The organism is Methylomonas sp. 2F7, assembly GCF_057126975.1.
On the sequence record NZ_CP195203.1, the window covers coordinates 3836967 to 3860996 of the forward strand.

The 24030-nt window shown below is 52.4% G+C and carries 15 protein-coding genes; 3 read left to right on the forward strand and 12 right to left on the reverse strand.

Features of this window, described 5'->3' with window-relative positions:
• Positions 1-94 precede the first annotated feature (94 nt).
• From ACR64Q_RS17290 to ACR64Q_RS17325, 8 genes are all read right to left on the reverse strand, one after another.
• The gene (locus ACR64Q_RS17290) at positions 95-1168 is read right to left on the reverse strand and encodes a hypothetical protein (RefSeq protein ID WP_313732539.1); all 1074 of its coding nucleotides are present in this window, start codon (positions 1166-1168) and stop codon (positions 95-97) included.
• Positions 1143-2555, reverse strand: a complete 1413-nt coding sequence (locus ACR64Q_RS17295; protein WP_313732540.1) for an MBOAT family O-acyltransferase — start codon at positions 2553-2555, stop codon at positions 1143-1145. The genes ACR64Q_RS17290 and ACR64Q_RS17295 overlap by 26 nt, the downstream gene beginning before the upstream one ends.
• Positions 2556-2674: 119 nt before the next feature.
• Positions 2675-3661 (reverse strand): lytic murein transglycosylase B, encoded by a 987-nt coding sequence (gene mltB / locus ACR64Q_RS17300; protein WP_313732541.1) that lies wholly within the window; start codon positions 3659-3661, stop codon positions 2675-2677.
• A gap of 7 nt (positions 3662-3668) precedes the next feature.
• On the reverse strand, positions 3669-4799 hold the full coding sequence (gene rodA, locus ACR64Q_RS17305; RefSeq protein WP_026602177.1) for a rod shape-determining protein RodA: 1131 nt from the start codon (positions 4797-4799) through the stop codon (positions 3669-3671).
• Positions 4796-6646, reverse strand: a complete 1851-nt coding sequence (gene mrdA, locus ACR64Q_RS17310; RefSeq protein ID WP_026602178.1) for a penicillin-binding protein 2 — start codon at positions 6644-6646, stop codon at positions 4796-4798. The genes rodA and mrdA overlap by 4 nt, the downstream gene beginning before the upstream one ends.
• Before the next feature lie 6 nt (positions 6647-6652).
• Positions 6653-7141: a rod shape-determining protein MreD gene (gene mreD, locus ACR64Q_RS17315; RefSeq protein WP_020484720.1), complete on the reverse strand. Its 489-nt coding sequence runs from the start codon at positions 7139-7141 to the stop codon at positions 6653-6655.
• The gene (mreC, locus tag ACR64Q_RS17320; protein ID WP_313735033.1) at positions 7128-8024 is read right to left on the reverse strand and encodes a rod shape-determining protein MreC; all 897 of its coding nucleotides are present in this window, start codon (positions 8022-8024) and stop codon (positions 7128-7130) included. The genes mreD and mreC overlap by 14 nt, the downstream gene beginning before the upstream one ends.
• Before the next feature lie 167 nt (positions 8025-8191).
• Positions 8192-9235 (reverse strand): rod shape-determining protein, encoded by a 1044-nt coding sequence (locus ACR64Q_RS17325; RefSeq protein WP_020484718.1) that lies wholly within the window; start codon positions 9233-9235, stop codon positions 8192-8194.
• Positions 9236-9349: 114 nt separating this feature from the next.
• Between ACR64Q_RS17325 and gatC the strand changes: the two genes are divergently transcribed.
• The 3 genes from gatC to gatB are packed head-to-tail and all read left to right on the forward strand — an operon-like array spanning position 9350 to position 12747.
• Positions 9350-9637 carry an Asp-tRNA(Asn)/Glu-tRNA(Gln) amidotransferase subunit GatC gene (gene gatC / locus ACR64Q_RS17330; protein ID WP_256606021.1) on the forward strand — a complete coding sequence of 96 codons (288 nt, stop codon included), beginning with the start codon at positions 9350-9352 and terminating at the stop codon, positions 9635-9637.
• A gap of 8 nt (positions 9638-9645) precedes the next feature.
• Complete coding sequence (gene gatA / locus ACR64Q_RS17335; RefSeq protein WP_313732542.1) at positions 9646-11097, forward strand: Asp-tRNA(Asn)/Glu-tRNA(Gln) amidotransferase subunit GatA; 1452 nt, start codon at positions 9646-9648, stop codon at positions 11095-11097.
• Positions 11098-11151: 54 nt separating this feature from the next.
• Positions 11152-12747 carry an Asp-tRNA(Asn)/Glu-tRNA(Gln) amidotransferase subunit GatB gene (gatB, locus tag ACR64Q_RS17340; protein WP_313732543.1) on the forward strand — a complete coding sequence of 532 codons (1596 nt, stop codon included), beginning with the start codon at positions 11152-11154 and terminating at the stop codon, positions 12745-12747.
• Positions 12748-12854: 107 nt separating this feature from the next.
• Here the strand turns inward: gatB and ACR64Q_RS17345 are convergent, their stop codons facing one another.
• From ACR64Q_RS17345 to ACR64Q_RS17360, 4 genes are all read right to left on the reverse strand, one after another.
• Positions 12855-18017 (reverse strand): RecQ family ATP-dependent DNA helicase, encoded by a 5163-nt coding sequence (locus tag ACR64Q_RS17345; RefSeq protein WP_313732544.1) that lies wholly within the window; start codon positions 18015-18017, stop codon positions 12855-12857.
• A gap of 321 nt (positions 18018-18338) precedes the next feature.
• A complete protein-coding gene (locus ACR64Q_RS17350; protein ID WP_313732545.1) occupies positions 18339-19319 on the reverse strand; it encodes a hypothetical protein in 981 nt (326 codons plus the stop codon).
• A gap of 22 nt (positions 19320-19341) precedes the next feature.
• Positions 19342-20514 (reverse strand): methyl-accepting chemotaxis protein, encoded by a 1173-nt coding sequence (locus tag ACR64Q_RS17355; RefSeq protein ID WP_313732546.1) that lies wholly within the window; start codon positions 20512-20514, stop codon positions 19342-19344.
• Between the two features lie 205 nt (positions 20515-20719).
• Positions 20720-23878, reverse strand: coding sequence for an HsdR family type I site-specific deoxyribonuclease (locus ACR64Q_RS17360; protein WP_313732547.1), 3159 nt, complete (start codon positions 23876-23878; stop codon positions 20720-20722).
• Positions 23879-24030 lie beyond the last annotated feature (152 nt).

Sequence of the window (24030 nt, forward strand, 5' to 3'; positions counted from 1 at the left end):
CTCATCGTCACGTTGCTCGCGCCAAAGCTTGCTATCCAGCATTAATCTTGTTTTGCAGATTCACTTGATTAATCGCTCATTTCAGACGGCGAATTCAGAAAACCGCTTTGGCTTTCAATCCCGAAACCAGCTGTTCGGTAAAAGCCTGCTTATCTCGCACATCCAAATGCGAGCCGTCCGGCAATGCAAAGTTTAACGCCGGATAATCCTGAGAATTAAAAGTAATTGCTCGGCTATGGGCGGCGAATACATCCCAGCCGAATTCGCGCGGGCTGCGGTGCTCGTCAATGGCGAAAATCAATCCCGTCATCGGGAAATTGATAAAGGCGATTTTGCCGCCACGGTCCAGAATCCGGTCGGTTAGGCGATTGACGTAGAAAAACTGCTCCGGCGCATAATGGGTCGGCGCCGATTGTTGCAAGGCATCTATCACTAAGCGTTCGAAATCGGCTTGCGAAGCCACTTTAGCAAGATCGACCGTTTGCCCAAGGTTGCGTAACACCCGCTGAATATAAAACATCGGTTGTTCGACCAATTGATAATCGGCGTCGCGTTGCCGATTGGGTTTAGTGCTGAGATAAAGCGGCCTAACTTTGCCGGGCGTAATCAAGCGTATCAGCAGGTCGCTGGCCGGCAAGCCGCTGGCATATAACGCCGACCATTGTTGCACTCGACTTTTCAATAGCGTTTCCAGCTTGGGTGCTACCAGGTCTTTGTATTCTGTGTGGTAAAAGCTGATCCATTCGTTGGCGCGGTCGGTGTGCGACTTTTCGACCAATTTCCAGACATCGCCGGACACCAGGACGGTGCCGGTGATACCTTCATCAGCGGCCAAATCGGCCAACACCGGTAAAAACTCCGAACCGTCTATGGCCAGTTGTACCGGCGTTAAACCGGTTGTGGCAGCCAAGACATCCAGATCCATATCCAGTTGCATGCGCGAGTCGCCAACCAAAATTAGTGCCTGCTTACCCAACAAAGCGGCTTTGCTACGCTCGGTGGCCCAAAGCTCCTTGCTGTCCTGCACAGTGGGCTGGAAACCGATTTGCCTTAATCTTAGCTCGACAACCGCCAACAGCAGCACAGCAATAACTAGCCCGGCCAGACAGCTACGTTTAAGCGCTTGCTGAGGCAAGCGATCGCTAGAATTGGAAGTAGATGAATGCACGGCTGTCACCAGTAGAAAAAATACCCACACAAACCATCAACAAGGCGATGACGCTGGTTTTCACCATGGGTGAGAAATTGTCGAATCGTTGTTCAAGCCTGATCTCCCGGCTGGCAATATGCCAAACCAGGGTTGTTGCGACTACCGCCACGACTACAATCCTGCTGAGCATGGCTAATTCGCTACTGCCAGTCGTATTGGTCAGCGACCCTAGCACTGCCGCTAAATTGTCGAAGCCTTGGGCGCGAAACGGTATCCAGGTCAACGACACGATTACAAATGTCACCAAGATCAAAACCAACTTCGGCGCCAGCCCAACCGGGCGATAAGCCGTGATTTGCTTGATACCGTGCTCGATAACCAGAAACAAGCCGTGCAAACACCCCCAGACCGCAAAAGTCCAGGCAGCACCGTGCCACAATCCACCCAAAATCATCACCAACACCAGATTGAACGCAGTCCTGACCGGCTTACCGCGACTACCGCCCAAACTAAAATACAGGTAATCCCTTAGCCAACTGGACAGCGAAATATGCCAGCGCTTCCAGAAATCCGAAAAGCCAAGCGCGCCGTATGGACAATGAAAATTGTCGGGCAAGCTAAAACCCAAGGTCAGCGCAGCACCAATTGCGCATAGGGAATAACCGGCAAAGTCGAAAAAGATCTGCCCGGAAAACGCCAACACACCCAGCCAGACATCCAGACCGGCAAACGCGGTGGGTGTGGCGTAAATCTGATCAACTACCGGCGCCAAGGCGGTATCGGCCAAAATGGCTTTAGCGAAAACGCCGAATAAAAACAGCGTTAACCCCCAAACAAATTGTTGACTACTGGCTTTTTGCGGGGTTTTACACTGGGGTAAGAACTGTGGTGCGCGGACAATCGGCCCGGCGACCAGTTGCGGAAAAAAAGTCACGAATAAGGAAAAATCCAGAAAACTGCTCTCGGCCGGCGTTTTGCGCTGGTAAACGTCTAGCGTGTATGACAACGTTTGGAAGGTGTAAAAGGAAATACCGATCGGCAACACAATGCCCAAAGGCTGCGGTTGATAGGCGATGCCAGCCAATCCGAGCAGGCCGGCAAAACTTTGATTCAAGAAATCCGCGTATTTGAAAAATCCCAAAAAACCAAGATTTACCAACAAACTAATCGTCAGCAAGCCCTTGCGGCGTTCTTGGCTTTTCGCCGCCGCCATAGTTTTGGCCAGCCAAAAATCCACGGTCGTGGAAATCCACAGCAACACCACGAATGGCGGATTCCAGGCCGCGTAGAATAGATAACTGGCGATTAGCAGGACGATTTTTTGCGCTCGCCAATTGCTTATAGAGTAATGCAGGGCTAAAACGACTAACCAAAAAATCAGAAATAAAAACGAATCAAATTGCATAGGCCCGCTGCCAAGTGAAACAGGGCCAACAGTTTCAGCCCTGCAAAGTCAGGTATAAGCGCTAGCAAATTTGTTTTTGCCAGCGCCGGACAAGAATAGTCCATCAATGGCAGTCATGCTTAAGAAGCCTTACGGGCGGCAATGGCTTGGCTTAGTTGATAGACAGCCATCGCGTAAAGCGGGCTGTGGTTGTAGCGGGTAATCACATAGAAGTTATGCAGGCCTACCCATAAATCTTCGCCAACCTGCTGCTGGTAAGCCAACAGCTTGACGGTTTCGCTAGCGGCTAATTGTGCAGGAACATCCACTCCAAGGCGGCGCAATTCGCCGACAGTTGTGTCAGGCTTAACGCCCTTGCTTAGCGCTTGCCTGTGGGCATCGCCGCGCGCACTGACCGGGTAAGTCACGGCCCCGCCGGGCCGCCATTGGTTACGCACGAAATAATTCGCCACGCTGGCTATGGCATCGGCGCTGTTAGTCCAGATATTCCGTTTGCCGTCCAGATCAAAGTCCTTGGCATAGCCGCGAAAACTGCTGGGCATGAATTGCGGCAAGCCCATCGCACCGGCATAAGAACCCATAGGTTGCAACGGGTCCATATGCTCTTCGCGCGCCAACACCAGGAATTGCTCCAGTTCTTTCAGGAAAAATTCGCTACGCGGCGGATAGGCAAAACCCAAGGTCGCCAACGCATCGATCACCCGATATTTGCCGGTATGCGCGCCGTATTTGGTTTCTACGCCGATGATGGCGATGATGATTTCCGCCGGCACGCCGTATTGGCTTTCCACGGTTTTCAAAGCTGCTTCGTTGTCTTTCCAGAACTGCACCCCGCCAGCAATCCGGGCCTCGGTCATGAAGATCTCGCGATACTGAAACCAGGGCTTGCCTTCCGCCGGCTTGGACATCGCGTCCAAAATCGGCTGCTGGATTTGCACGGCTTTGAACAGATTTCGCAACTCAGCTTCGTTGAAATGCTGTTGTTTAACCATGTTATGGATAAATTGTTTGAAACTGTCGGTTTCGGCGATTTCAGCCGACGCCGAGCCGGCAGCAAACAACGTGACGGCCAATAGCCAGGCGAATTTATTCTTGTTAATTTTCATAAGCCAATTAGACGGGTAGTAATTTACGGTGGGTATGGATGGACATCAGAATACCGAAACCGGCCATCAGCGTCACCATCGAGGTGCCGCCATAGCTGATCAACGGCAGCGGCACACCGACCACCGGCAACACGCCGATCACCATGCCGATATTCACAAATACGTAGACAAAAAAAGTAAACGCCAAACTGCCGGCTAACAAGCGCGAGTAAGTATCCTGGGCTTGCACGGCGATATAAAAACACCGGCTGATCACTAGCAAATACAGTACCAGCAGACCCACGCAGCCGAACAAACCAAACTCCTCGGCAAACACCGCAAAAATAAAGTCAGTGGAACTCTCCGGCAGAAAGTCCAGTTCTGCCTGACTACTGCCCAACCAGCCCTTGCCGTTTATCCCACCGGAACCGATGGCGATCTTCGACTGGATGATATGGTAACCGGCGCCCATCGGATCGGCTTCCGGATTCATAAACGTCAATACTCTATTCCGTTGGTATTCGCGCATGAAGTGCCACAGCACCGGTGTCAAAGACGCCAGCAAAGCCACAATGCCCAGCATGAACCACCAGGATAAGCCGGCAAAGAACAATACCGCCGCCCCAGAGCTAGCAACCAGCAAGGAGGTACCCAAGTCCGGTTGTTTAGCGATCAGCAAAACCGGCACGATCAAAAGCGTCGCCGCGCCTAACACGTGCTTGGGCTTGGGCGGCAATGCGCGCTCCGACAGATACCAGGCCACCATCATCGGCGCGCTGATTTTGGTAAATTCGGAAGGCTGAAAGCGAAAAACACCCAGGTCCAGCCAGCGCTGAGCGCCCATACTTATCTGCCCCATCACCGCTACCGCCAACAATAACAGCACACAAATGGTGAAGAGGGCCACTGAAAAACTTTGGAAGCGGCGCGGGTTGATATGAGCCAAGACGATCATCAATAAAATGGCGAAACCCATGCGGGTAGCGTGCCGAATCAATAACGGCAATTCTTGCCCGCCGGCGCTGTATAAAATCACAAAACTGGTGGCGCAAATCAGTAACAAGCCGATGAACAGCGGGATGTCGATATGCAGCTTTCTGAGTAAATTGCCCAGCAGCGACGGCGGCTGAAACTGCTCATTGCGCATTTCGGTTCTCATGGCTGCGGCTCCTTTTTCTGATTCAGATAGGCATCGATGATTTCGCCGGCAATCGGCGCCGCTACCGAGCCGCCGTGACCGCCGTGTTCGGCAATAATCGCCACCGCGATTTGCGGGTCATGCACCGGCGCGAAGGCGATGAACAAGGCATGGTCGCGCATTTTAAAATCGATGGCGTCTTCGTTGTATTTCTCTTCCTGCTTGATGGTAAATACCTGTGCGGTACCGGTCTTGCCGGCAATTTGATAGGTAATGGCCTTGGCCAAGCGACCGGCGGTACCCCTGGAACCGTGCACCACGTTGGTCATGCCTTTGATGATATTTTCGACATTCTGCGTTTTCAACGGGATCAACGCATCGGCTTTGCCGCCAATCATGTCGGCGTAATCGGCACTGATAATGCTGTGCACCAGATGGGGGGTGATCACCTTGCCATAGTTCGCCAAAGTAGCCGTAGCGTGCGCCAGTTGCAGCGGCGTAGCTTGCGTGTAACCCTGGCCGATGCCGGTAATCAGCGTTTCGCCGGGAAACCAGGCCTGACTGCGGTAATGTTTTTTCCATTCCTTGGACGGCATCAAGCCGTCAACTTCACCGACCAAATCGATCCCGGTTTTCCGGCCGAAACTGAACTTGTCCATGAACGCGTGCATTTTATCGATGCCTAACGCCAGCGCCAGATCGTAGAAATATACATCGCAGGACTGGGTAATCGCATCGTTCATGTCCACCATGCCGTGTCCCCATTTTTTCCAGTCCCGGTATTTGTGATCGACATTCGGTAGCTTGTAATAGCCAGGACAAAACAAGCGATGGTTGAATTCAGTCACACCGTATTCCAGACCGGCCAAGGCCAAAAACGGTTTCACCGTCGAGCCGGGCGGATACTGGCCACGCAAGGCCCGATTATAGAGCGGCTGATCCGGCGAATCCTGCAAGGCCTTATATTCTTTGCCGGAAATCCCCGATACAAACGGATTAGGGTCGAAACCGGGCCTGCTGGCGAACACCAGTACGCCGCCGGTCTTGATCTCAATCGCCACCGCCGCGCCGTTATACTCAGACAACGCATCGTAGGCGATTTTTTGTAGGTCGATGTCCAAGGTCAGATAGATATTGGACCCGGCTACCGGCTCCACCGTGGCCACGGTATTCACCGCCCTGGCCTGGGCATTGGTTTCTATTTCTTCATAGCCGGCGGTACCCAGCAGATGCTCCTCGTAGGTTTTTTCGATGCCGGTTTTACCGATGTGATTGGTCCCCCGATATTTCGCCAGCGGCAAGGTTTGCATTTCCTTCTCGTTGATCCGGCCCACGTAGCCGACCACATGAGAAGCCAAATCGCCGTAAGGGTAATGCCGCACCAAGCGGGCGTAGACATCGACGCCGGGAAAATACGGTCTGACCACCGCGAATTTGGCGACTTCTTCGTCACTCAGATTCTGCAGTAACGGCGTGCTGGTAAAGGATTTGTTGCGCTTACGCTGCTTTTGAAACAGATCGATTTTTTCTTCGGAAATGTCCAGCAGCTTTTGCAACCGCAACAGGGTGTCATCGAGATTTTCGATCTGCTCCGGAATCAGCTCCAAACTGTAGGTCGGCACATTTTCCGCGAGCATCCGACCCTTGCGGTCGTAAATCACCCCGCGCGTGGGCGGCAACGGCGAAATCTTGATGCGGTTATCCTTGGATAGCGTCGCATAATGTTCGTGACCGACCACCTGCAAATACACCAAGCGCACCACCAAACCGGCGATCAAAAACAGGATCAAGATAAACGCCGCGACGATGCGGCTCAGGAACAAGCGGCTCTCCGCTAGCGGATCCTTGATGGCGAATTTTCTATCCATGCCCCGTTAAAAGATGCGCGCCATCACCCGGATATAGCGCAACACCACAAACACCAGCGGCCATACCAAAGTCCCGGATAACACCGGATACCAGAACGACAGCGACAAGCGGTTGCCGGCTTGCATGCTTTCCGTGCCGAAAATAATGCTCTGCGACGCAAACAAACACAAAAACACAAATAAGCATTGCTGCACCATCGGAAATTGCCGCAAACGCCTATGCTCGTTGATACTGAAATAGCAAATCAGCGCATAGATCAAGGCGTACTGGCCCAGCAAGCGACCGGTCAACACGTCAGTCAACAAGCCTATCGACCATGCACTGAATACGCCAAACCGTTCGGGCAAGGCAATGGACCAATAAATCAACACCAATACGATCCAGTCCGGATTGAATACATCCATACTGGGAAACAGCGACATTACCCGCAGCACCATCGCCGCGCCTATGGTAGCGATGAAGTAAACGGTGGCAGCAAAATCAAGGCGCGACATGTTCTGCATCCTTGGATTCAGGTTCTGCCGGAGCTTTCGCCGACTCCCCTAGCACAACCGGGGTGGAGTGGCTCCAGACAATCAAAAACTCGCGGCTTTTATCCAATTCCGCCTTTGGCGTGGCGTAAATATTGGCGAAGGATTTGTCCGGCCTGGCTTCGAACTTATCCACCACCGCCACCGGATAACCGGCCGGAAACACCCCGCCAAGCCCAGAGGTAACCAACAAATCACCCGGCACAATATCGGCGTTATTAGCTAGAAACGGCAAATGCAGACGGTTGGGTTGGCCAGTACCGAAAGCGATGGTACGCAAGCCGTTGCGGTTGACTTGTACCGGGATGGCATGATCGGGATCGGTGATCAGCATCACTTCTGAGCTGGACGGTAAGGCCCGCACCACCTGCCCAACAATACCGTTGGCATCCAAAACAGGTTGTTCCGGATGCACGCCAAAACGCGAGCCTTTGTTGACCACCACCGTATGTTCGTAAGGCGCCAATTTTACCGAAACCAGTTCGGCTACCAGCACCTGCTCGCCAAGCTGAAAGGAGTTTTCCAGCAACATCCGCAGACGAGTGTTTTCCTTTTCCAAGGCCGCGAATTTCAACAATTTCGCATCGTTGACGAACTGAGCTTCTTTCAAGCGGCGGTTTTCTTTTTGCAGCTCCACAAAAGAAATGACCGTTCCGGACACTGTCTGGTAAAAATCCACCGGCAGACTAGCCAGCGACTGTAATGGATAAGTGAACACCGATAACAAGGAGCGCAACCGGTCCAGACGCTCGCTACGATAATCAATCACTAACATCGAAATTGATACCAGCAATGCCACCAGTAAACGGGTATTAAGTGAAGGGCCTTTAGCAAATAAGAGTTTTATGGCAAACCTCTAACAATCAAGACCGGCGTCAATTGACGCGAAAGTAAGCATATGGACTTCCGCTTCAAGGCACTTTCATCGCCGAGCGGCACAAATTTCGTAGAAAAGGCCGCTGTAACCGCTTTTCGCGATTACAGCGGCCTTTTAGAGATACTTCAGCTCAGCGCTTATTCCAGAGAGAACGCCGACGCACCTTTCGAATCCAACATTTCCAACACCATACCGCCGCCTCTCGCTACACAAGTCAAAGGATCATCGGCAATGTAGACCGGCAAGCCGGTTTCTTCGGAAATCAAACGATCAATGTCTTTTAACAATGCGCCACCGCCAGTCAACACGATTCCCCGGCTGGCCACGTCGGCACCCAGTTCCGGCGGGGTTTGTTCCAACGCCACTTTAACGGCGCTGACTATGCCGGATAATGGTTCTTGCAAGGCTTCCAGAATTTCATTGCTGTTCAATGAAAAGCTGCGCGGCACGCCCTCGGCCAGATTACGGCCGGTGACCTGCATCTCGCGCACTTCGCTACCGGGATAGGCAGCACCAATTTGGTGTTTGATTTTTTCGGCTGTTGCTTCGCCGATCAAGGTGCCATAGTTGCGGCGCACATAGCTGATGATGGCATCGTCGAAGCGATCGCCGCCAATTCGGACTGAGGCGGAATAAACAATACCGTTCAAAGAAATGACCGCCACTTCCGAGGTGCCCCCACCTATGTCCAAAACCATGGAGCCATGCGCGGTATCCACCGGCAAACCGGCGCCAACAGCAGCGGACATCGGCTCTTCGATCAAATACACTTCTCTAGCACCCGCCATGGCCGCCGATTCACGAATCGCGCGGCGTTCAACCTGGGTCGAGCCGCAAGGCACGCAGATCAAAATCCGCGGACTGGGCCGCAACAGCTTGTTTTCGTGGACTTTTTTGATAAAAAACCGCAGCATGCGCTCGGTGACGGCGAAGTCCGCAATCACGCCGTCTTTCAACGGCCGAATAGCGGTGATATTACCGGGCGTGCGGCCCAACATGCTTTTGGCATCCGCCCCGATAGCAGCGATGGTTTTTTGGCCGCGAATTTTGTCTTCCTTGATCGCCACCACGGAAGGCTCGTTGAGTACGATTCCCTGGCCTGGAACATAAATTAACGTATTTGCCGTACCCAAATCGATCGACAAATCATTGGAAAAAAGGCCACGAATTCTTTTAAACATTGTAAGCAGTACCCTAAGCGCACACGGAAAATCCCACTACTTTAACAATCAAGCAGGTATTTGAGCAAGATATAAAGTATCATAGTTTTACTAAGAAAACCTGGAGTTAGAAGAATGTCGTTAACGGCGAATGACGTTAAAAAAATCGCTCACCTGGCAAGGCTGGGCATTGCTGAACAAGATGTCGAACACTATGCAAAAGACCTATCGGGCGTACTGGAATTAATGACCCAGATGGGCCAGTTAAATACCGACGGCGTGACACCAATGGCGCATCCCTTGGATCAAATGCAACGTCTGCGCGAAGATGCGGTGACAGAGACCGACCAACGCGACCATTTCCAAACCATCGCCCCGCAAACCGAAGCCGGATTGTACCTGGTTCCGAAAGTCATCGATTAAGGACGATTATGCACAAAAAAACCCTTAGCGAACTGGCAGCCGGGCTGCGCAGCAAAGAATTCTCCAGTGTGGAACTGGCCCAACATTTTCTGGACCGCATCAACCAGCACCAGGACCTGAACGCATTTATTACCGTGAGCGCCGACAGCGCATTGCAACAAGCCCAGGCGGCCGATCAATCGCTGGCTACCGGCAACGCTGGCCCATTGACCGGCATCCCCATCGCCCAAAAAGACATTTTCTGCACGCTAGGCACTAAAACCAGCTGCGGCTCGAAAATGCTGGACAATTTCATCGCCCCTTACGATGCCACCGTGGTTGAACACTTTAACAGCGCCGGTGCGGTGATGCTGGGCAAATTGAACATGGACGAATTTGCGATGGGCTCGTCCAACGAAACCAGCTTCTACGGCCCGGTGCGCAACCCTTGGGCTACTGATTGCGTCCCCGGCGGCTCGTCCGGCGGCTCGGCGGCTGCAGTTGCCGCGCGCCTGGCGCCTGCTGTGACCGGCACTGATACAGGCGGCTCGATTCGCCAACCGGCCGCGCTGTGCGGTATCACTGGTTTAAAACCGACTTACGGCCGGGTGTCGCGTTACGGCATGATCGCCTACGCGTCCAGTCTGGATCAAGGCGGACCGATGGCCCGCAGTGCGGAAGATGCGGCCCTGTTATTACAAGTTATGGCCGGCTTCGACCCCAAAGATTCCACCAGTGTCGATCAAGCTGTGCCCGACTACAGCGCCGGCCTGAACGATAGCCTGCAAGGCTTGAAAATCGGCCTGCCGAAACAGTTTTTCAGCGCGGAGCTGGACAGCCAAATGGCCTCTACGATTCAGGCCGCCATCGCCGAATATCAAAAGCTGGGCGCGGAAGTCAAAGAAGTGGACATGCCTAATCTGAATCTAGCGATCCCTGCCTATTACGTGATTGCCTCCGCCGAATGCTCGTCCAACCTGTCGCGTTACGACGGCGTGCGTTTTGGTTACCGCTGCCAAAACCCTGCCGACCTAACCGATCTTTATACCCGCTCGCGCGGCGAAGCCTTCGGCGCCGAAGTAAAGCGCCGGATTCTGATGGGCACCTATGCGCTGTCGGCCGGCTATTACGATGCTTACTATTTAAAAGCCCAGCAAGTGCGCCGCCTGATCAGTGACGATTTCAAACGCGCCTTGAGCGAAGTCGATGTATTGATGGGGCCGGTCACGCCCAGTACCGCATTCCGCATTGGCGAAAAGACCAGCGATCCGATTCAAATGTATTTGGAAGACATCTACACGATAGCCATCAACCTGGCCGGACTGCCGGCCATGTCGATTCCGGCCGGTTTCATTGACGGCAAACCGGTGGGATTGCATGTAATCGGCAACTATTTCAGCGAAGCTAAACTCTTGAACATCGGCCACCGCTACCAGCAGGTCACCGATTGGCATAATCTAGCTCCGAAAGGCTTTGAATAGGCCTAAAGCCAAATTTATCGCGTTACTGATGCTGAATAGATACGGGAAAATCATATGAACTCACAATGGGAAGCCGTTATCGGCCTGGAAATCCACACCCAACTTTCGACCAAATCCAAAATCTTCTCAGGTGCTGCGACGGCGTACGGTGCGGAACCCAATACCCAAGCCTGTGCGGTCGATTTGGGCTTGCCTGGCGTATTGCCGGTGTTAAATAAAGACGCGGTGCGCAAAGCCGTGACTTTCGGCTTGGCGATCGATGCCGAAATCGCGCCACACTCGGTATTTGCCCGCAAAAACTACTTCTATCCCGACTTACCGAAAGGCTATCAGATCAGCCAGTTCGAGTTGCCCATCGTCGGCAACGGCCATCTGGACATCGAGGTTGACGGCAAAATTAAAACCATCCGAATAACCCGCGCACACTTAGAAGAAGACGCTGGCAAATCTGTTCATGGCCTTGGCAAGTATGCTGAGGATGGTTACTTTGCTGAAGATTATGTAGCTGAAGATTTTAGTTTCAATGACTTCACCGGCATTGACTTAAATCGTGCTGGCACACCATTACTAGAAATAGTCTCGGAACCCGACATGTACTCAGCCGCCGAAGCTATAGCCTACGCGAAAAAACTTCATGAGCTAGTCCAGTGGATTGGCATTTGCGACGGCAACATGCAGGAAGGCTCATTTCGTTGCGATGTAAATGTTTCTGTTCGCAAAAAAGGTGACTCAAAGCTGGGCACTCGTAGAGAAATCAAAAACCTGAATTCTTTCAAATTTATGCAACAGGCAATCGAATATGAAACAAACTGGCAAATAGAAAGACTAGAATCAGGTGATATCATTCAGCAAGCAACAGTATTGTTCAATCCCGATACTGGCGAAACTCGGGCAATGCGGAGTAAGGAGGAAGCTAACGACTATAGATATTTCCCCGATCCTGATTTGCTACCTGTGGTTGTTGATGAAGCACTTAAGATTGAAATAAAGAATGCAATGCCTGAATTACCGGTGCAAATGAAATGGCGTATAGTCAATGAATATTTACTTACACATGACCAAGCCGACTACATCACTTCTGACAGGCGAACAGCTGATTATTTTTTTGGAGTAAGTGATTTTGTCGATAAAAATATTGATATTAATAAAACCATAAAGACGCTTCTTTCCGAAAAAGAAATTGCCGACTCAACCGAATTGAACCATAAAGGCGTTGCTCTTTACAGAACTAAGTTCATAGTTGCAAATTGGATTATGGGCGTACTCGCTGCCCAGCTCAATAAAGACGGATTGTCAATTAATGAGTCACCGATTGAAGATCACCGATTCGGAGGATTAATTATTGAAATTGTTCATGGCGAAACCAATCAAAAAATAGCTAAAGAGAAAATATTTCCCATCATGTGGGAAAGCAAACTTACCGCTCAGGAAGTTATAGAAAAAGAAGGCCTGAAGCAAATCACCGACACCGGCGCCATCGAAGCCATCGTCGATAAAGTCATCGCTGCCAATCCGGTACCGGTTGAGCAATATCGTGCCGGCAAGGACAAGGCGCTGATGGCGCTGGTGGGGCAAATCATGAAAGAAACCCAAGGCAAGGCCAATCCAGGCGAAGTCAACAAGATGTTGATCGCCAAGCTGAAAAACTAATTCAGAGCCGCTGAATTAATCGTCATCCCCGCGCAAGCGGGGATCCGGAGTTTTAACTTTACTGGGTTCCCGCCTGCGCGGGAACGACGAAATCTGTGCCGAAAAGCCTAGGTAGTTCGGACGTTTGCACGCGGCAAATATAGAATTTCCGGCAACACTACTTCCCAACGCTCGCACCGCAGATTCTCGGAGTCCCCCGCTGTCTTATGCCTAACCGAAATCGCCGCAACCCGTACCTTGAGGATACTGCCTTTTGGCGGGCTAAAGGCCTGTGCCATCCGTGTCACAGCCACACCATTTAAATCCGCTAATTCCCAACCGATTTGCCCATCGCTTCTGGCCCGCAAAATCAACTCGCTACCCACATCCAACGCGGCAATCACCCGGTGAATCGGCTTGTCGGCAGAGAAATAGCCGGGCCACGACAACACAACTTGCCCCAAATCTGCCAGCGAAGTGCGTTGTCCCAGCTGCGGAAAATCCGACCCCTGTTGCGGCGGGGTTTTAACGCAAAGCGCTTCGCAGTCTCTGACAAAAGCATGCCGCCCGCCCTGCTTGGCGCACAAAGTTAGGGTTTTGCGGGCGCGGGTCATCGCTACATAAAACAGCCGCCGCTCCTCGTCGCTGGCTTGCTGCCAGCCACCACCATCCAGAATCAGGACATGATCAAACTCCAAGCCCTTGGCACGATGCGCCGTCAATAAGAGTAGCGGCGCATGCCGGCTGTCGTTTTCACCGGACTGGCTGCCGGAACCGAATTCGTAGAGTGCATCGACAAGGTTGCTGACCACCTGCTGGCAACCCGGCGCGGCGACCTCGGCGGCGATGATGAATTGCGCCAGCATGGCTAGATAAGGATGTTCGATCAGCTCATTCACATTTTGCCGATAGCGGCGTTTGAACCAGCGCGACAACGATCCCCAACGCAGCAACACCCTTGGTTTGCGGGACGTTCGCCTTTGCTTGTTCAACAGGGCCAGCAAACTATGGCCTTCCCTAGTGGCATGCAAATTCAGCAAATAATCGTCGCGCATCAGCCTTACCGGAATGCCTCGCAACCGACACAATTCTGCCAGCGGCTCCAGCGTGTCCCAATGTCTAGCAATCACCGCAAAGCGGCCCCAGTGGCTGGTTTCCCCCAAATTCGCCAGCCTGTTCAGCCGCACTAACTCGCCCAACGCTACCTCGACTTCGCCGTGCAGCAGCGCCGGGGTTTCCAGAATATGCACGCGGCCTTGAGTCAAACTATCCAGCTCGGCAAACTCGCCGCCCTCAGCTGCTTCACGGCGGGCGTGGTTGATTTGGATCGAGTGCCGGGTTTTCATCCGCTCCCGCGCCGGGGCAATCACCCGGTTCGCGCAATGGATGATCTGCGCCGTGGAGCGGTAGTTTTCGATCAGGTAGAAGGTTTTGGCCTGATAGTCGACGGCAAACTGTTTGATGAAACGCACATTGGCGCCGCCAAAGGCATAAATATTCTGATCGTCGTCACCCACCGCCAACAGCGACAATTTATCGTCCTCGCTGTTGATAGCTCTGCCGGCCAGCGCGCTGATCAATTCGTAATGCTCGGCATTGATGTCCTGATATTCGTCCACCAACAAATAACGCAAGCCCGACAATAATCGGTCGCGCTGAATACCCGGCCCCAGCTCGTCACCCTGCTCGGCTTGTTTTAACAGCGCAGTGGCGTTTTTGATCACCGCCGAAAAATCGACGCTCTCGCCATGCTCAGCGGCCACCGCATAACTGGTGCCGGTCAATCGCATTGCCAAACCGTGCAAGGTTTGCACGGTGACGCCGGCGGCATCGGCACCAATCAAAGCCCACAAGCGTTTGCGAATTTCAAGCGCCGCTGAGCGGTTGTAACTTAATACCATAATGTCTTCCGGCAATACCATGCATTCGCGTAGCAGCCAGGCCACCCGATGTACGATGACCTTGGTTTTGCCGGAACCGGGGCCGGCCAGCACCAACTGACTACCCTCAGGCGTCGCGGCGACGATGGCCTGTTGCTCGGGATTTTGCAGATCGGTCAGAATCCGCCGATGCGCGGCTTCGGTGGTGGCCATCTCCAGAATATCCTGACGACCGGCAAAATAGCGGCGCACGAATTCGTGTCTGTCCATGGCAAAGTAATCGACGATAAACGCCATCGCCGCCTGAATCTTGCCCAACGCCAACCGGGCGTATTCCGCCATCACATGCACCTGGATAATCTTGTCCTTGTAGTGCAAAGCCAGTTCGGCGTAATCGGATTTTTTAAACTGTCGGCGCCGGGCTTCGGCATTGAGTTGGATGCTCATCGCCGCCCGAAATACTGCCTTGCCTCGCGCCAGATGCAACACCTCGTTGCTGTCCAAATAGATTAGCGCTGCTGCCAAAGCCACCTGCCAATCACGCACCTCCATATCCTGCAAGGTCAGATCGGCTTGCAGGGCCGCTTCCAAATCGCCTTGTTTACAGGTAACCAGCAGATTATTGCCTTGGCGTTGCGCCAGAAAATAATTCAGCAGCGCCTGAGCCAGCCGCATGCGCTTACGACGAATCAGGTCGATGTCCTGCCAGCTACGCAGCAATTTGAGATAGCGATTATCCTGACCGAACGGACGCAACGCGAAAAAACCACGCTGGCTGCTACTGTCGCCAAAGGCTTCGGCAAACGATTTCATCAAGCGGGTCAATTTGTCCGGGGTCAATTCCACGCCGGCATCGCGCCGCAAGGTATCGCAAAGCCGTCGCACATTCAGAATCTGCCACTGCTCTTGATCGGCATCGGGCGCGGCCTCGCGCAGACTGGCAATCAAGGCATCTTCCAGCTTGCGCAAGTCCGCCAGCCGGTCTGCCGTGTCGGGGTCGCGGTACAGCGTCACGCCGATTTCGGTATCGTTAGACACCAATTTAAAACGGTCCAAGTCGCGCAACATGCTCTGCACTTCGTGGGAGTTTCTGCCAGTAGCCAGCATCAAGTCGTCGGTGCTGATGCCTTCGTCGTCTTCGCTATAAAATAACTGCGACAACAACGCGATGTAAGGTTCGATGTCGGCATTCGGCCCCAGCTTTTTCTGCAACAACACGCGGGCTTCGTCGATACTGGCAACCTGCAAGCTGCCCGGAAACACGCGGGTATGATTTTCCTGGCGTTCCAGCAAGCGTGCCTCTTCCAGCCAGGCCACGGCGATGCGGACTTTGGTGTCGGCATCGGCGGCGTCGGGATCGATGCCGTGCTTGTCCGGAATTTCCAGCAATATTTCGCCGCTAGTGACCACCACCGAACCTTCGCTGCGATCTTTGCGCTCGATGCTGCGCAGCGCTTTTAAAATCGAGGAAATATCGTGTTGCGTCAGCCTGGAATTACGCAGCAAGCGAAACTGCACATCCAGGTCGGCATCGTCATACAGCAACACACAGCGGGCCGGGTCTTGATCACGACCAGCCCGGCCGGCTTCCTGCAAATAGTTCTCCAACGAGCCCGGTGTATCCAAATGAATTACCAAGCGCACGTCGGCCTTATCCACGCCCATACCAAAGGCATTGGTAGCGGCGATCACCCGTAGTTCGCCAGCAATGAAGGCTTCCTGCACCTGGCGCTTTTGCTCAGGCTGCATACCGCCGTGGAAATACCCGCAGTCCAGGCCGGCCTGTTTCAAAAATTCCGCCATTTCCTCCACGGTCTTCTGCCGCGCGCAGAACACGATAGCCCCGCCCTCATCACGCAAGCTTTGCTCCAGCAAGCGCAGCACTTCCGGGTATTTGGCTTGGGCGGGCACTGCATGCACTTCGTACAGCAGGTTTTCGCGGTTGACGCCGCCGGTCAAACAGGCCAGCGTAATGCCCAGGCGCTTGCGAAAATGTTCACCTATGTCTTGCACGACGTCCGGTTTAGCGGTGGCGGTAAAACAAAACACCGGCGACGGTTTATCCTTTTGCCGGGTCTTGATAAAGCGCGACACGTATAAATAATCCGGGCGAAAATCGTGGCCCCATTTGGACAGGCAATGCGCCTCGTCGAATACCCAGGCCCCGACTTCGCGATGCTGTAAAGCCTTGCCAAATGCACTGCTGCGAAATTGTTCCGGCGCGACAAAGATCAAACCCAAATCGCCCAAGCGCAACTTATCCAGCATCACCTGCCGTTCCAGTGGATTCAGCAGACTGTTGATGTAGCCGGCGCAGGTGATGCCGCGCGCTTCCAGGTTATCCACCTGATCCTTCATCAAGGATTGCAGCGGCGAGATAATCACCGTCAGGCTGCCGTTGCGATAAAAACGCGCCAGCGCCGGCAATTGATAACACAAGGATTTGCCGCCACCAGTTGGCAGAATCGCCAGGGTCGGCGTGCCGGCAAAGCCGTGTTCGACGATGACTTGCTGCAAAGACAGACCATCCTCGGTAGTCGGCGACGGCCTAAACTGAGTAATGCCGGGAAAATAGCGCGGCAACAATTGCGACAGATCATGCTGCTCCCGACACCAGTCGCACTCGGAATCGCCACAAGGCACATCGCGCAAGATCGCGATTAACTCCCGCGTTTTCGGGAAGGACAAACTCACCCAGGGCGGTAACACCGAATTGCCGCCCGCCACTCGCAGCCAGGCCAGCACATAAGCCAAAGACTTATGCCAAGCAGGATCGGGCAAATAGTCGTTGACGATGTGTTGTTGTCCGGCCCGGCACACCTTGCCGTCGGTAGCCCGCCGCCAGGCCGCTTGCGCATCGCTCAACGACGGCCGCAACGCCGCGCGTAAAGTGGCAAAAAAATTCGCCACACCCTTACCGTTTTCCGGCGCCAATAAAAAGTGCAGGCACAGCGCTTCGTCAGGCTGCTCGGCCACCCGCAGGCGCAGGGCCTCGGCCTGATCCAGAAACAGCTCGTAAGCCAGTTCCGCGTCCCGAACCGGATCGTTGCGGGTGGTGGTACAGAGTTTGTAGTCTTTCACCAGGCGGTGATAGGGATTTTGCGGAAAGGCCACCGGCGACAATTCCAGCGTATCGACCAGCGGCAAGCGATGCAGCGCCAAATCGGGATGTAATACCGATAAGGCCGGTTGATCGAAGGCAATCACGTTATGCCCCAACACAAACGCCGCGCCTTCGCTGATCTGATCCAGCTTTTGCCGGAAGTCGGCAGCTTTACCTGATAAGCGCAAGCGGGCATCGGTGTCCGGGCGATACGCACCAATCTCCCGCAGCTTTAAGCTATCCTGCCGCGCGGTTTCTATGTCTATGCAAAGGCACTTGGCTCGGGTTCTGTCGGAGGGTTGAGCCATTATGTCGAGGAATGTGGATGGACTTAGATGTTTAGGTTAGCGACGACTGACAATTGCTTAGTGCTATTCGGCCAACCCGCTATACGAAGCTATTGGGCCGGAGGAAGCGGGCATTAACCATAGCGCAACAAACGGGTCTTGCCTAGCTTAGCTTAGCCAATCGCGCTGACATCCTGACTTTCCGGAATTATTCCCTAAAAAAGTGGGCGTAGACTGTTTAATGTAATCAAACAAATTTGAAATGATGCCTCTCATTTAGTACTACAGCATCCCTCAAAATTTAATTGCCTCCGTCGAAAACGAGGTTCTTGGTCTCGCTGATTAAGAAACCTCATGCTTCAAAACCAACGAAGCCAGTAAAAAAACCAAGCTTACCAACACGATAGCGAAAGACTGATTGCTACTACGTCTGGCACTTGCCAGTTGGTTTTGCAAGGCATGGCTTGTAATCACTTCGCCCTGATCGTAAAGAGCAAAAATACTGTTCAATGTCCCCGTGGCGGTGTCAAAGAAGGCCGCCGGATCGATCGCCGGCTTATCCACAGTCAGCAATTTTTGTTCGATATGGCCAATTAAACTGGTAATGTGCACATGAACCGCAGCCGAAGACTGCTGAAAGCGGTTATCGGCAACCATGGATATATCGGCGTTGCCTATGCCGGCTTCAACCCGTTCGATGGCCTGACGGATACGCGTAATCAGAAAACCCAGCTTGATCCTATCAGTGATCCGACAGCGGCCAGCCGCGGCCACGCCGGTGCCGATAGCGCGTGCCTGACCTATCGCCTCCGCGGTATCCGGCAATAGATGCCATAGAATTTCTATAAAGCTGAACGGACAAATACTTTCCTGATGTAATTGGCTATGCTCCGCTATATCTCTTATCAAATTGAGAATAGTACCGGCCAATACACAGTGCCGTTCGAAACTTACTTCCTTGGTCAGATGCAACGCGGAAGGGTGTAGCTTGCTCCAGGCATCGCGAATGTCAACGAACGACTGACACGATTCCGGCGACCGCTTGAACTGCCCAGAGAGTTGATCGAGCTGCCGATCAATGTCGGATTGCAAGACCGTGATTTTGTATTTAAAGCTCAGATCGCCGTTCAAATAAGCGCTCACCATGCCGCGATGTTGTTGTATCTGCGTCAATAGGTTTTTCAAAGCGCCGGTGATTTCCAGACTATGCAATTGCCCACGTAGATGGTCAAGGCGCGTCTGGCGATTTTTGTAGCACATAAATGCAGCAGCACTGGCGATCACCGCCGCCAATAAAAACAATACAGAAACGTAATCGGGCACGTCTAATTCCCCTTTAAATTGGTTAATGAGCGACGATTTGCGCCAATTTAGCCAAATGCCTGGCTATTTCCGCTGATTCCTGGGCCGCGTTGCTGTTTTGTTCAACGCTTTGAGCAATCGTCTCGATGTTGCGGCCGATTTCCTGGCTTACCTGGGTTTGCTGTTCGGCGCTGGTTGCTATCATCGTTACATTATTTAAGGCTTGATCCGCATACTGCCGAATCTCGGCCAGCGATTGTTCAACTTCAAAGGCTTTGTCAATGCCTTTTTCCGTTTGATCCCGAGTGGCGGCGATGGACTGCGCGGCCAGATAAATTTTTTCCCTGACGGCTTCTGTGGTGCCGGTTATTTCCTCGGCCGATTGCCGCACCCGCTGCGCCAGCGAGCGAACTTCGTCGGCCACCACGGCAAAGCCGCGACCGTATTCCCCGGCTCGTGCGGCTTCTATCGCCGCATTCAGAGCCAGAAGGTTGGTCTGATCGGAAATGGCTTTAATCACTTCCGAGATACTGGCGACCTGCTGGGAATGCAATTCCAGATTTTGCATCAATTGAGCCAAGTCCTGAATTTCGCCGAACAACGCCTTCATATCGGCAATAAAGCTTTCGATGGCGCGATGGCCTTGCTGGGAAAGCTGCTGCGTGGTCGACGATATTTTTTCAGCGTCCCGGCATTGCCCCGCCACGCCCATAATACTGGCTGACATTTGTTCAATGGCCGCCGCCATCATCGTGGTTCTTTCGCGTTGGTTATCGAGTTTTTCGGCGACGAAACCGGCACCCTGGTTGAGTTGGTCGGCGGCATAGGTCACTTCTTGAATAGACGCATGCACATCGCCTAGGCGCCGGCCCAACGCTTTGGCGGTTTCGTTAAAACCGCTATACAACTGCGACAGCTCATCCTGACCGGTAATCTGCAGACGCATATTGAAGTTGCCAAGCTCTAACTGCCTGTGTGCGCCGATCAATGCCGCAATCGCACCCGAAAGGGAAGAATAAAATGCTAACAACGCCACTATCCAAGCCAGATTAGCGGAGACTATCACCAACCATTGTGACCCGGAAATTGACAGACCCGCATCAACGAGCATGACCAAAGTCAGCACGCCGGCCAAAACAATCAGCGTAAATATCAGCGCAAACTTACTTTTTAGCTTGAAGCGACCGAGAAACGAGTTAATCAGCAATACGGACATTTTGATGCGCCTTCAGTTGAGACATGCCGATTTGCCAGCAATTTTCTCGCCAGCAATATTGCTCAATGCCCCCTAAACAAAATAGCGACGCGACGCACCAAAAGGACGAACTTCCCGTTGGAGTTCACAAAAATACGCACCAAGTTGACTCAAAATCGACAGCGAATTGACCAGGGCCAGGTACCGAAATCCATTCGGTGGCTTATTAGCCCACACTCCAAGCCTCACTGAGTACCTCAGCTTGTTTTAAACACAACTCAACCGCTTCATCGGCTTTATCCGGTGGATACTTCCAACGTCGCAATGCCCTTCTGACCAGATTCCGCAATCTGGCCCGCACGCTATCGCGTTTGGCCCAATCGACCGTCGTGCTATTGCGTAATTGTTCGGTAATATATTTCGCCAGTTCGCGTAGATTGTTATCACCCAACTCACGCACGGCCGATTCATTTTGAATCAAGGCCCGGTAAAAGGCTATTTCGTCTGGATTTAAACCCAGTTTTTCCGCTTGCGCCCAATCCGCCTGCATGTCTTTGGCAATCGCAATCAGCTCTTCAATTACCTGAGCGGTTTCGATGGCGCGGTTGTGGTATTTGCGCAAAGACTCCAGAATGCGCTCAGAGTATTTTTTCTCGGATACTACATCGGTTTTCATCCGCGCGTTCACTTCATCGCGCAGCAAACGTTCCAGCAAATCCACCGCCAGATTTTTTTCCTTCAGTTGGGCGACATCATCCATAAATTCTGGCGACAGCAAGCCAATATTGGGCTTGTCCAAACCCACCAAGCTAAAAATATCATCAACGCCTTCGGCGACAATCGCGTTATCAATGATCTGCTTTAGCGCCGAGTTTTTCTCTTCATCACTTAAGCGTTTATCCACTGTGGTGTTTTTAGTTAACGAGGCTTTCACCGCGCTTAAAAAGGCAATTTCCATTTTAAGCGGGGCGACTTCATCCAGCGTGCTACATAAGCTATACGCTTTGACTAATAAGGTCATTACCTCGAAAAAACGCTTTTTACCGTCTAACTCACCATTACTGCCTTGCAAACTCAAAATATGATTCATCGCCCCCGGCAATAAATGCAAAGCCTGGGTGGCAAAGGCACTGTAATCAAAGCCCTGCATCATGCCATGCACAATATCCAGCTTTTCGAGTAGCAGTGCATAGGCCTCGTGCGTATCCAACGTGGGCGCGCCTTTGCCTTTGGAATCGGTGTAGGTTTTTAATGCTTGCTTTAACTCACTGGCAATGCCGATATAGTCCACCACCAAGCCACCGGGCTTGTCTTTAAACACCCGGTTCACCCGTGCAATGGCTTGCATCAGGTTGTGGCCTTTCATCGGCTTGTCGATGTACATGGTATGACAACACGGCGCATCAAAACCCGTCAGCCACATATCGCGCACAATCACCAATTGCAGCGGGTCGCTCGCGTCTTTAAAACGTTTTTCAAACAGCTTTTTGGTGGTTTTGCTGTAAATATGCGGCTGTAGCTTGGCATGATCAGAAGCCGAACCGGTCATGACAATTTTAATCGTGCCCTTGTTGGGGTCGGCATCGTGCCATTCGGGCTTAAGCGCCACAATGGCGTTATACAGCTCCACACAAATATCCCGGCTCATGCACACGATCATGGCTTTGCCTGGCATGCTGGCAATGCGGGTTGCAAAATGACTCACCAAATCCTTAGCCACCTGTTCCACACGCGGCGCACTGCCCACCAGCTTTTCCAAGGCCGCCCATTTAGATTTGGTATTTTCGCGGCTGGCGATGTCTTCTTCATCTTCGATCACCTCATCCACGTCAGCATTCAAAGCCTCAATGTCTGTCGAGTTAATATCCAGCTTAGCCAGACGCGATTCATAATAAATCGGCACCGTCGCGCCATCATCCACCGCATCTTGAATATCGTAGATAGAGACATACTCGCCAAACACCGCGCGGGTGTCTTTATCTTGCGCGGCAATCGGCGTACCGGTAAAGCCAATAAAACTGGCGCTGGGCAAGGCATCGCGCAAATGCTTGGAATATCCAAAGGTATATTGGCCTTTGGCATTTAACTTGGCTTTATCGCCATACTGGCTGCGGTGTGCTTCATCGCTAATCACCACGATATTGTGGCGATTGCTTAATACCGGATGACTGGTTTCATCGGCCAGCAAGGCAAACTTTTGGATGGTGGTAAAAATAATCCCACCCGCTTGGCGTGCGGCCAACATCTCGCGCAAATCATCACGGTCACCGGCCTGCACCGGGGTTTGTTTCAACGTTTCGACTGCCATGCTAAAGGTATTAAACAGCTGGCCGTCCAGATCGTTTCTATCGGTCACCACCACGATGGTGGGATTATTCATCTCCGGTTGCGCCAATAACTTACTGGCATAACACACCATCGAAATCGACTTGCCCGAACCCTGGGTATGCCACACCACCCCCGCTTTCCCAGAACCCGGCACCACACGCTGGGCATAATCGGCGCGGGGTTCGGCAGAACGGTCGTCTATCTGTTGCGTAGCAATGACCGTGGCTTTTACCGCCTCGCGCACCGCATGAAACTGATGATATCCGGCAATCTTTTTAATCAGCTGGCCGTCGTCCTGCTCAAACAAAATAAAGTAATGCAGATAATCTAAAAATAATGCCGGCTGAAAAAAGCCCTTCACCAAGGTTTCCAAACGGTATTCAAACAGCGGCTTGTCGTCTTCATTTGTCAGAGTGCGCCACGGCAAAAAGCGCTCTTTATTGGCGGTCAGCGAACCCACCCGCGCATGCAAACCATCGCTAACGACCAGTGCCGCGTTAAAGATGAATAAATCGCTAATTTCATCCTTATAAGTTTGCAACTGCTGATACGCCGCCCAAATATCGGCGTTAAGGTCTACCGGATTTTTCAGCTCCAGCACCGCCAACGGCAAGCCGTTCACAAACACCAACACATCCGGGCGACGATGGCCTTTGCTGCCGGCAATCGTGTATTGATTCACCACCAGAAACTGGTTATTGCTGACCGTAGCAAAATCCAGCAAGGCCACGTAATCGGTTTTCTCCTCGCCGTCGATTTTAAAATCCACCTTCACGCCCTCTAATAACAGGCGATGAAACACATGGTTGCTTTTGATTAACACCGGGGATTCCGGTTTGGCGATTTGCTGGGAGACGCGTTCTAAAACATCAAAGGGGATATGCGGGTTGATTTTTTGCAGTTGGCTCAGTAAACGGTCAAATAACACTACTTGGCGGTAATCGACACGTTCTGGATGCTCAGCATCGGGCGCAATGTCATAGCCATTCACATAGTGATAGCCAATGTCTGTAAACCAATCGAGGCAAAGCTGTTCCAGTTGGTCTTCCGTGATCATTTGTAACCTACTTCGATTTGCGATGAAATAAAATAATCGTTAATTATCAGAACCCTATCCATAAAGCATGACTCCACTTGTATTTGCAACGAAATAACAGCTTTCATGGATGGGTAAATTTATAAAACCTTGTTTTACCTAGCCTTTAGTCC

What these genes read in the sequence shown, in the direction of transcription:
- ACR64Q_RS17345 (WP_313732544.1), bottom strand. Translation starts at nt 18,017, where the DNA reads ATGGCTCAACCCTCCGACAGAACCCGAGCCAAGTGCCTTTGCATAGAC.
- mreD (WP_020484720.1), bottom strand. Translation starts at nt 7,141, where the DNA reads ATGTCGCGCCTTGATTTTGCTGCCACCGTTTACTTCATCGCTACCATA.
- gatA (WP_313732542.1), top strand. Translation starts at nt 9,646, where the DNA reads ATGCACAAAAAAACCCTTAGCGAACTGGCAGCCGGGCTGCGCAGCAAA.
- rodA (WP_026602177.1), bottom strand. Translation starts at nt 4,799, where the DNA reads ATGAGAACCGAAATGCGCAATGAGCAGTTTCAGCCGCCGTCGCTGCTG.
- mrdA (WP_026602178.1), bottom strand. Translation starts at nt 6,646, where the DNA reads ATGGATAGAAAATTCGCCATCAAGGATCCGCTAGCGGAGAGCCGCTTG.
- ACR64Q_RS17360 (WP_313732547.1), bottom strand. Translation starts at nt 23,878, where the DNA reads ATGATCACGGAAGACCAACTGGAACAGCTTTGCCTCGATTGGTTTACA.
- ACR64Q_RS17355 (WP_313732546.1), bottom strand. Translation starts at nt 20,514, where the DNA reads ATGTCCGTATTGCTGATTAACTCGTTTCTCGGTCGCTTCAAGCTAAAA.
- gatB (WP_313732543.1), top strand. Translation starts at nt 11,152, where the DNA reads ATGAACTCACAATGGGAAGCCGTTATCGGCCTGGAAATCCACACCCAA.
- ACR64Q_RS17325 (WP_020484718.1), bottom strand. Translation starts at nt 9,235, where the DNA reads ATGTTTAAAAGAATTCGTGGCCTTTTTTCCAATGATTTGTCGATCGAT.
- gatC (WP_256606021.1), top strand. Translation starts at nt 9,350, where the DNA reads ATGTCGTTAACGGCGAATGACGTTAAAAAAATCGCTCACCTGGCAAGG.
- mltB (WP_313732541.1), bottom strand. Translation starts at nt 3,661, where the DNA reads ATGAAAATTAACAAGAATAAATTCGCCTGGCTATTGGCCGTCACGTTG.
- ACR64Q_RS17295 (WP_313732540.1), bottom strand. Translation starts at nt 2,555, where the DNA reads ATGCAATTTGATTCGTTTTTATTTCTGATTTTTTGGTTAGTCGTTTTA.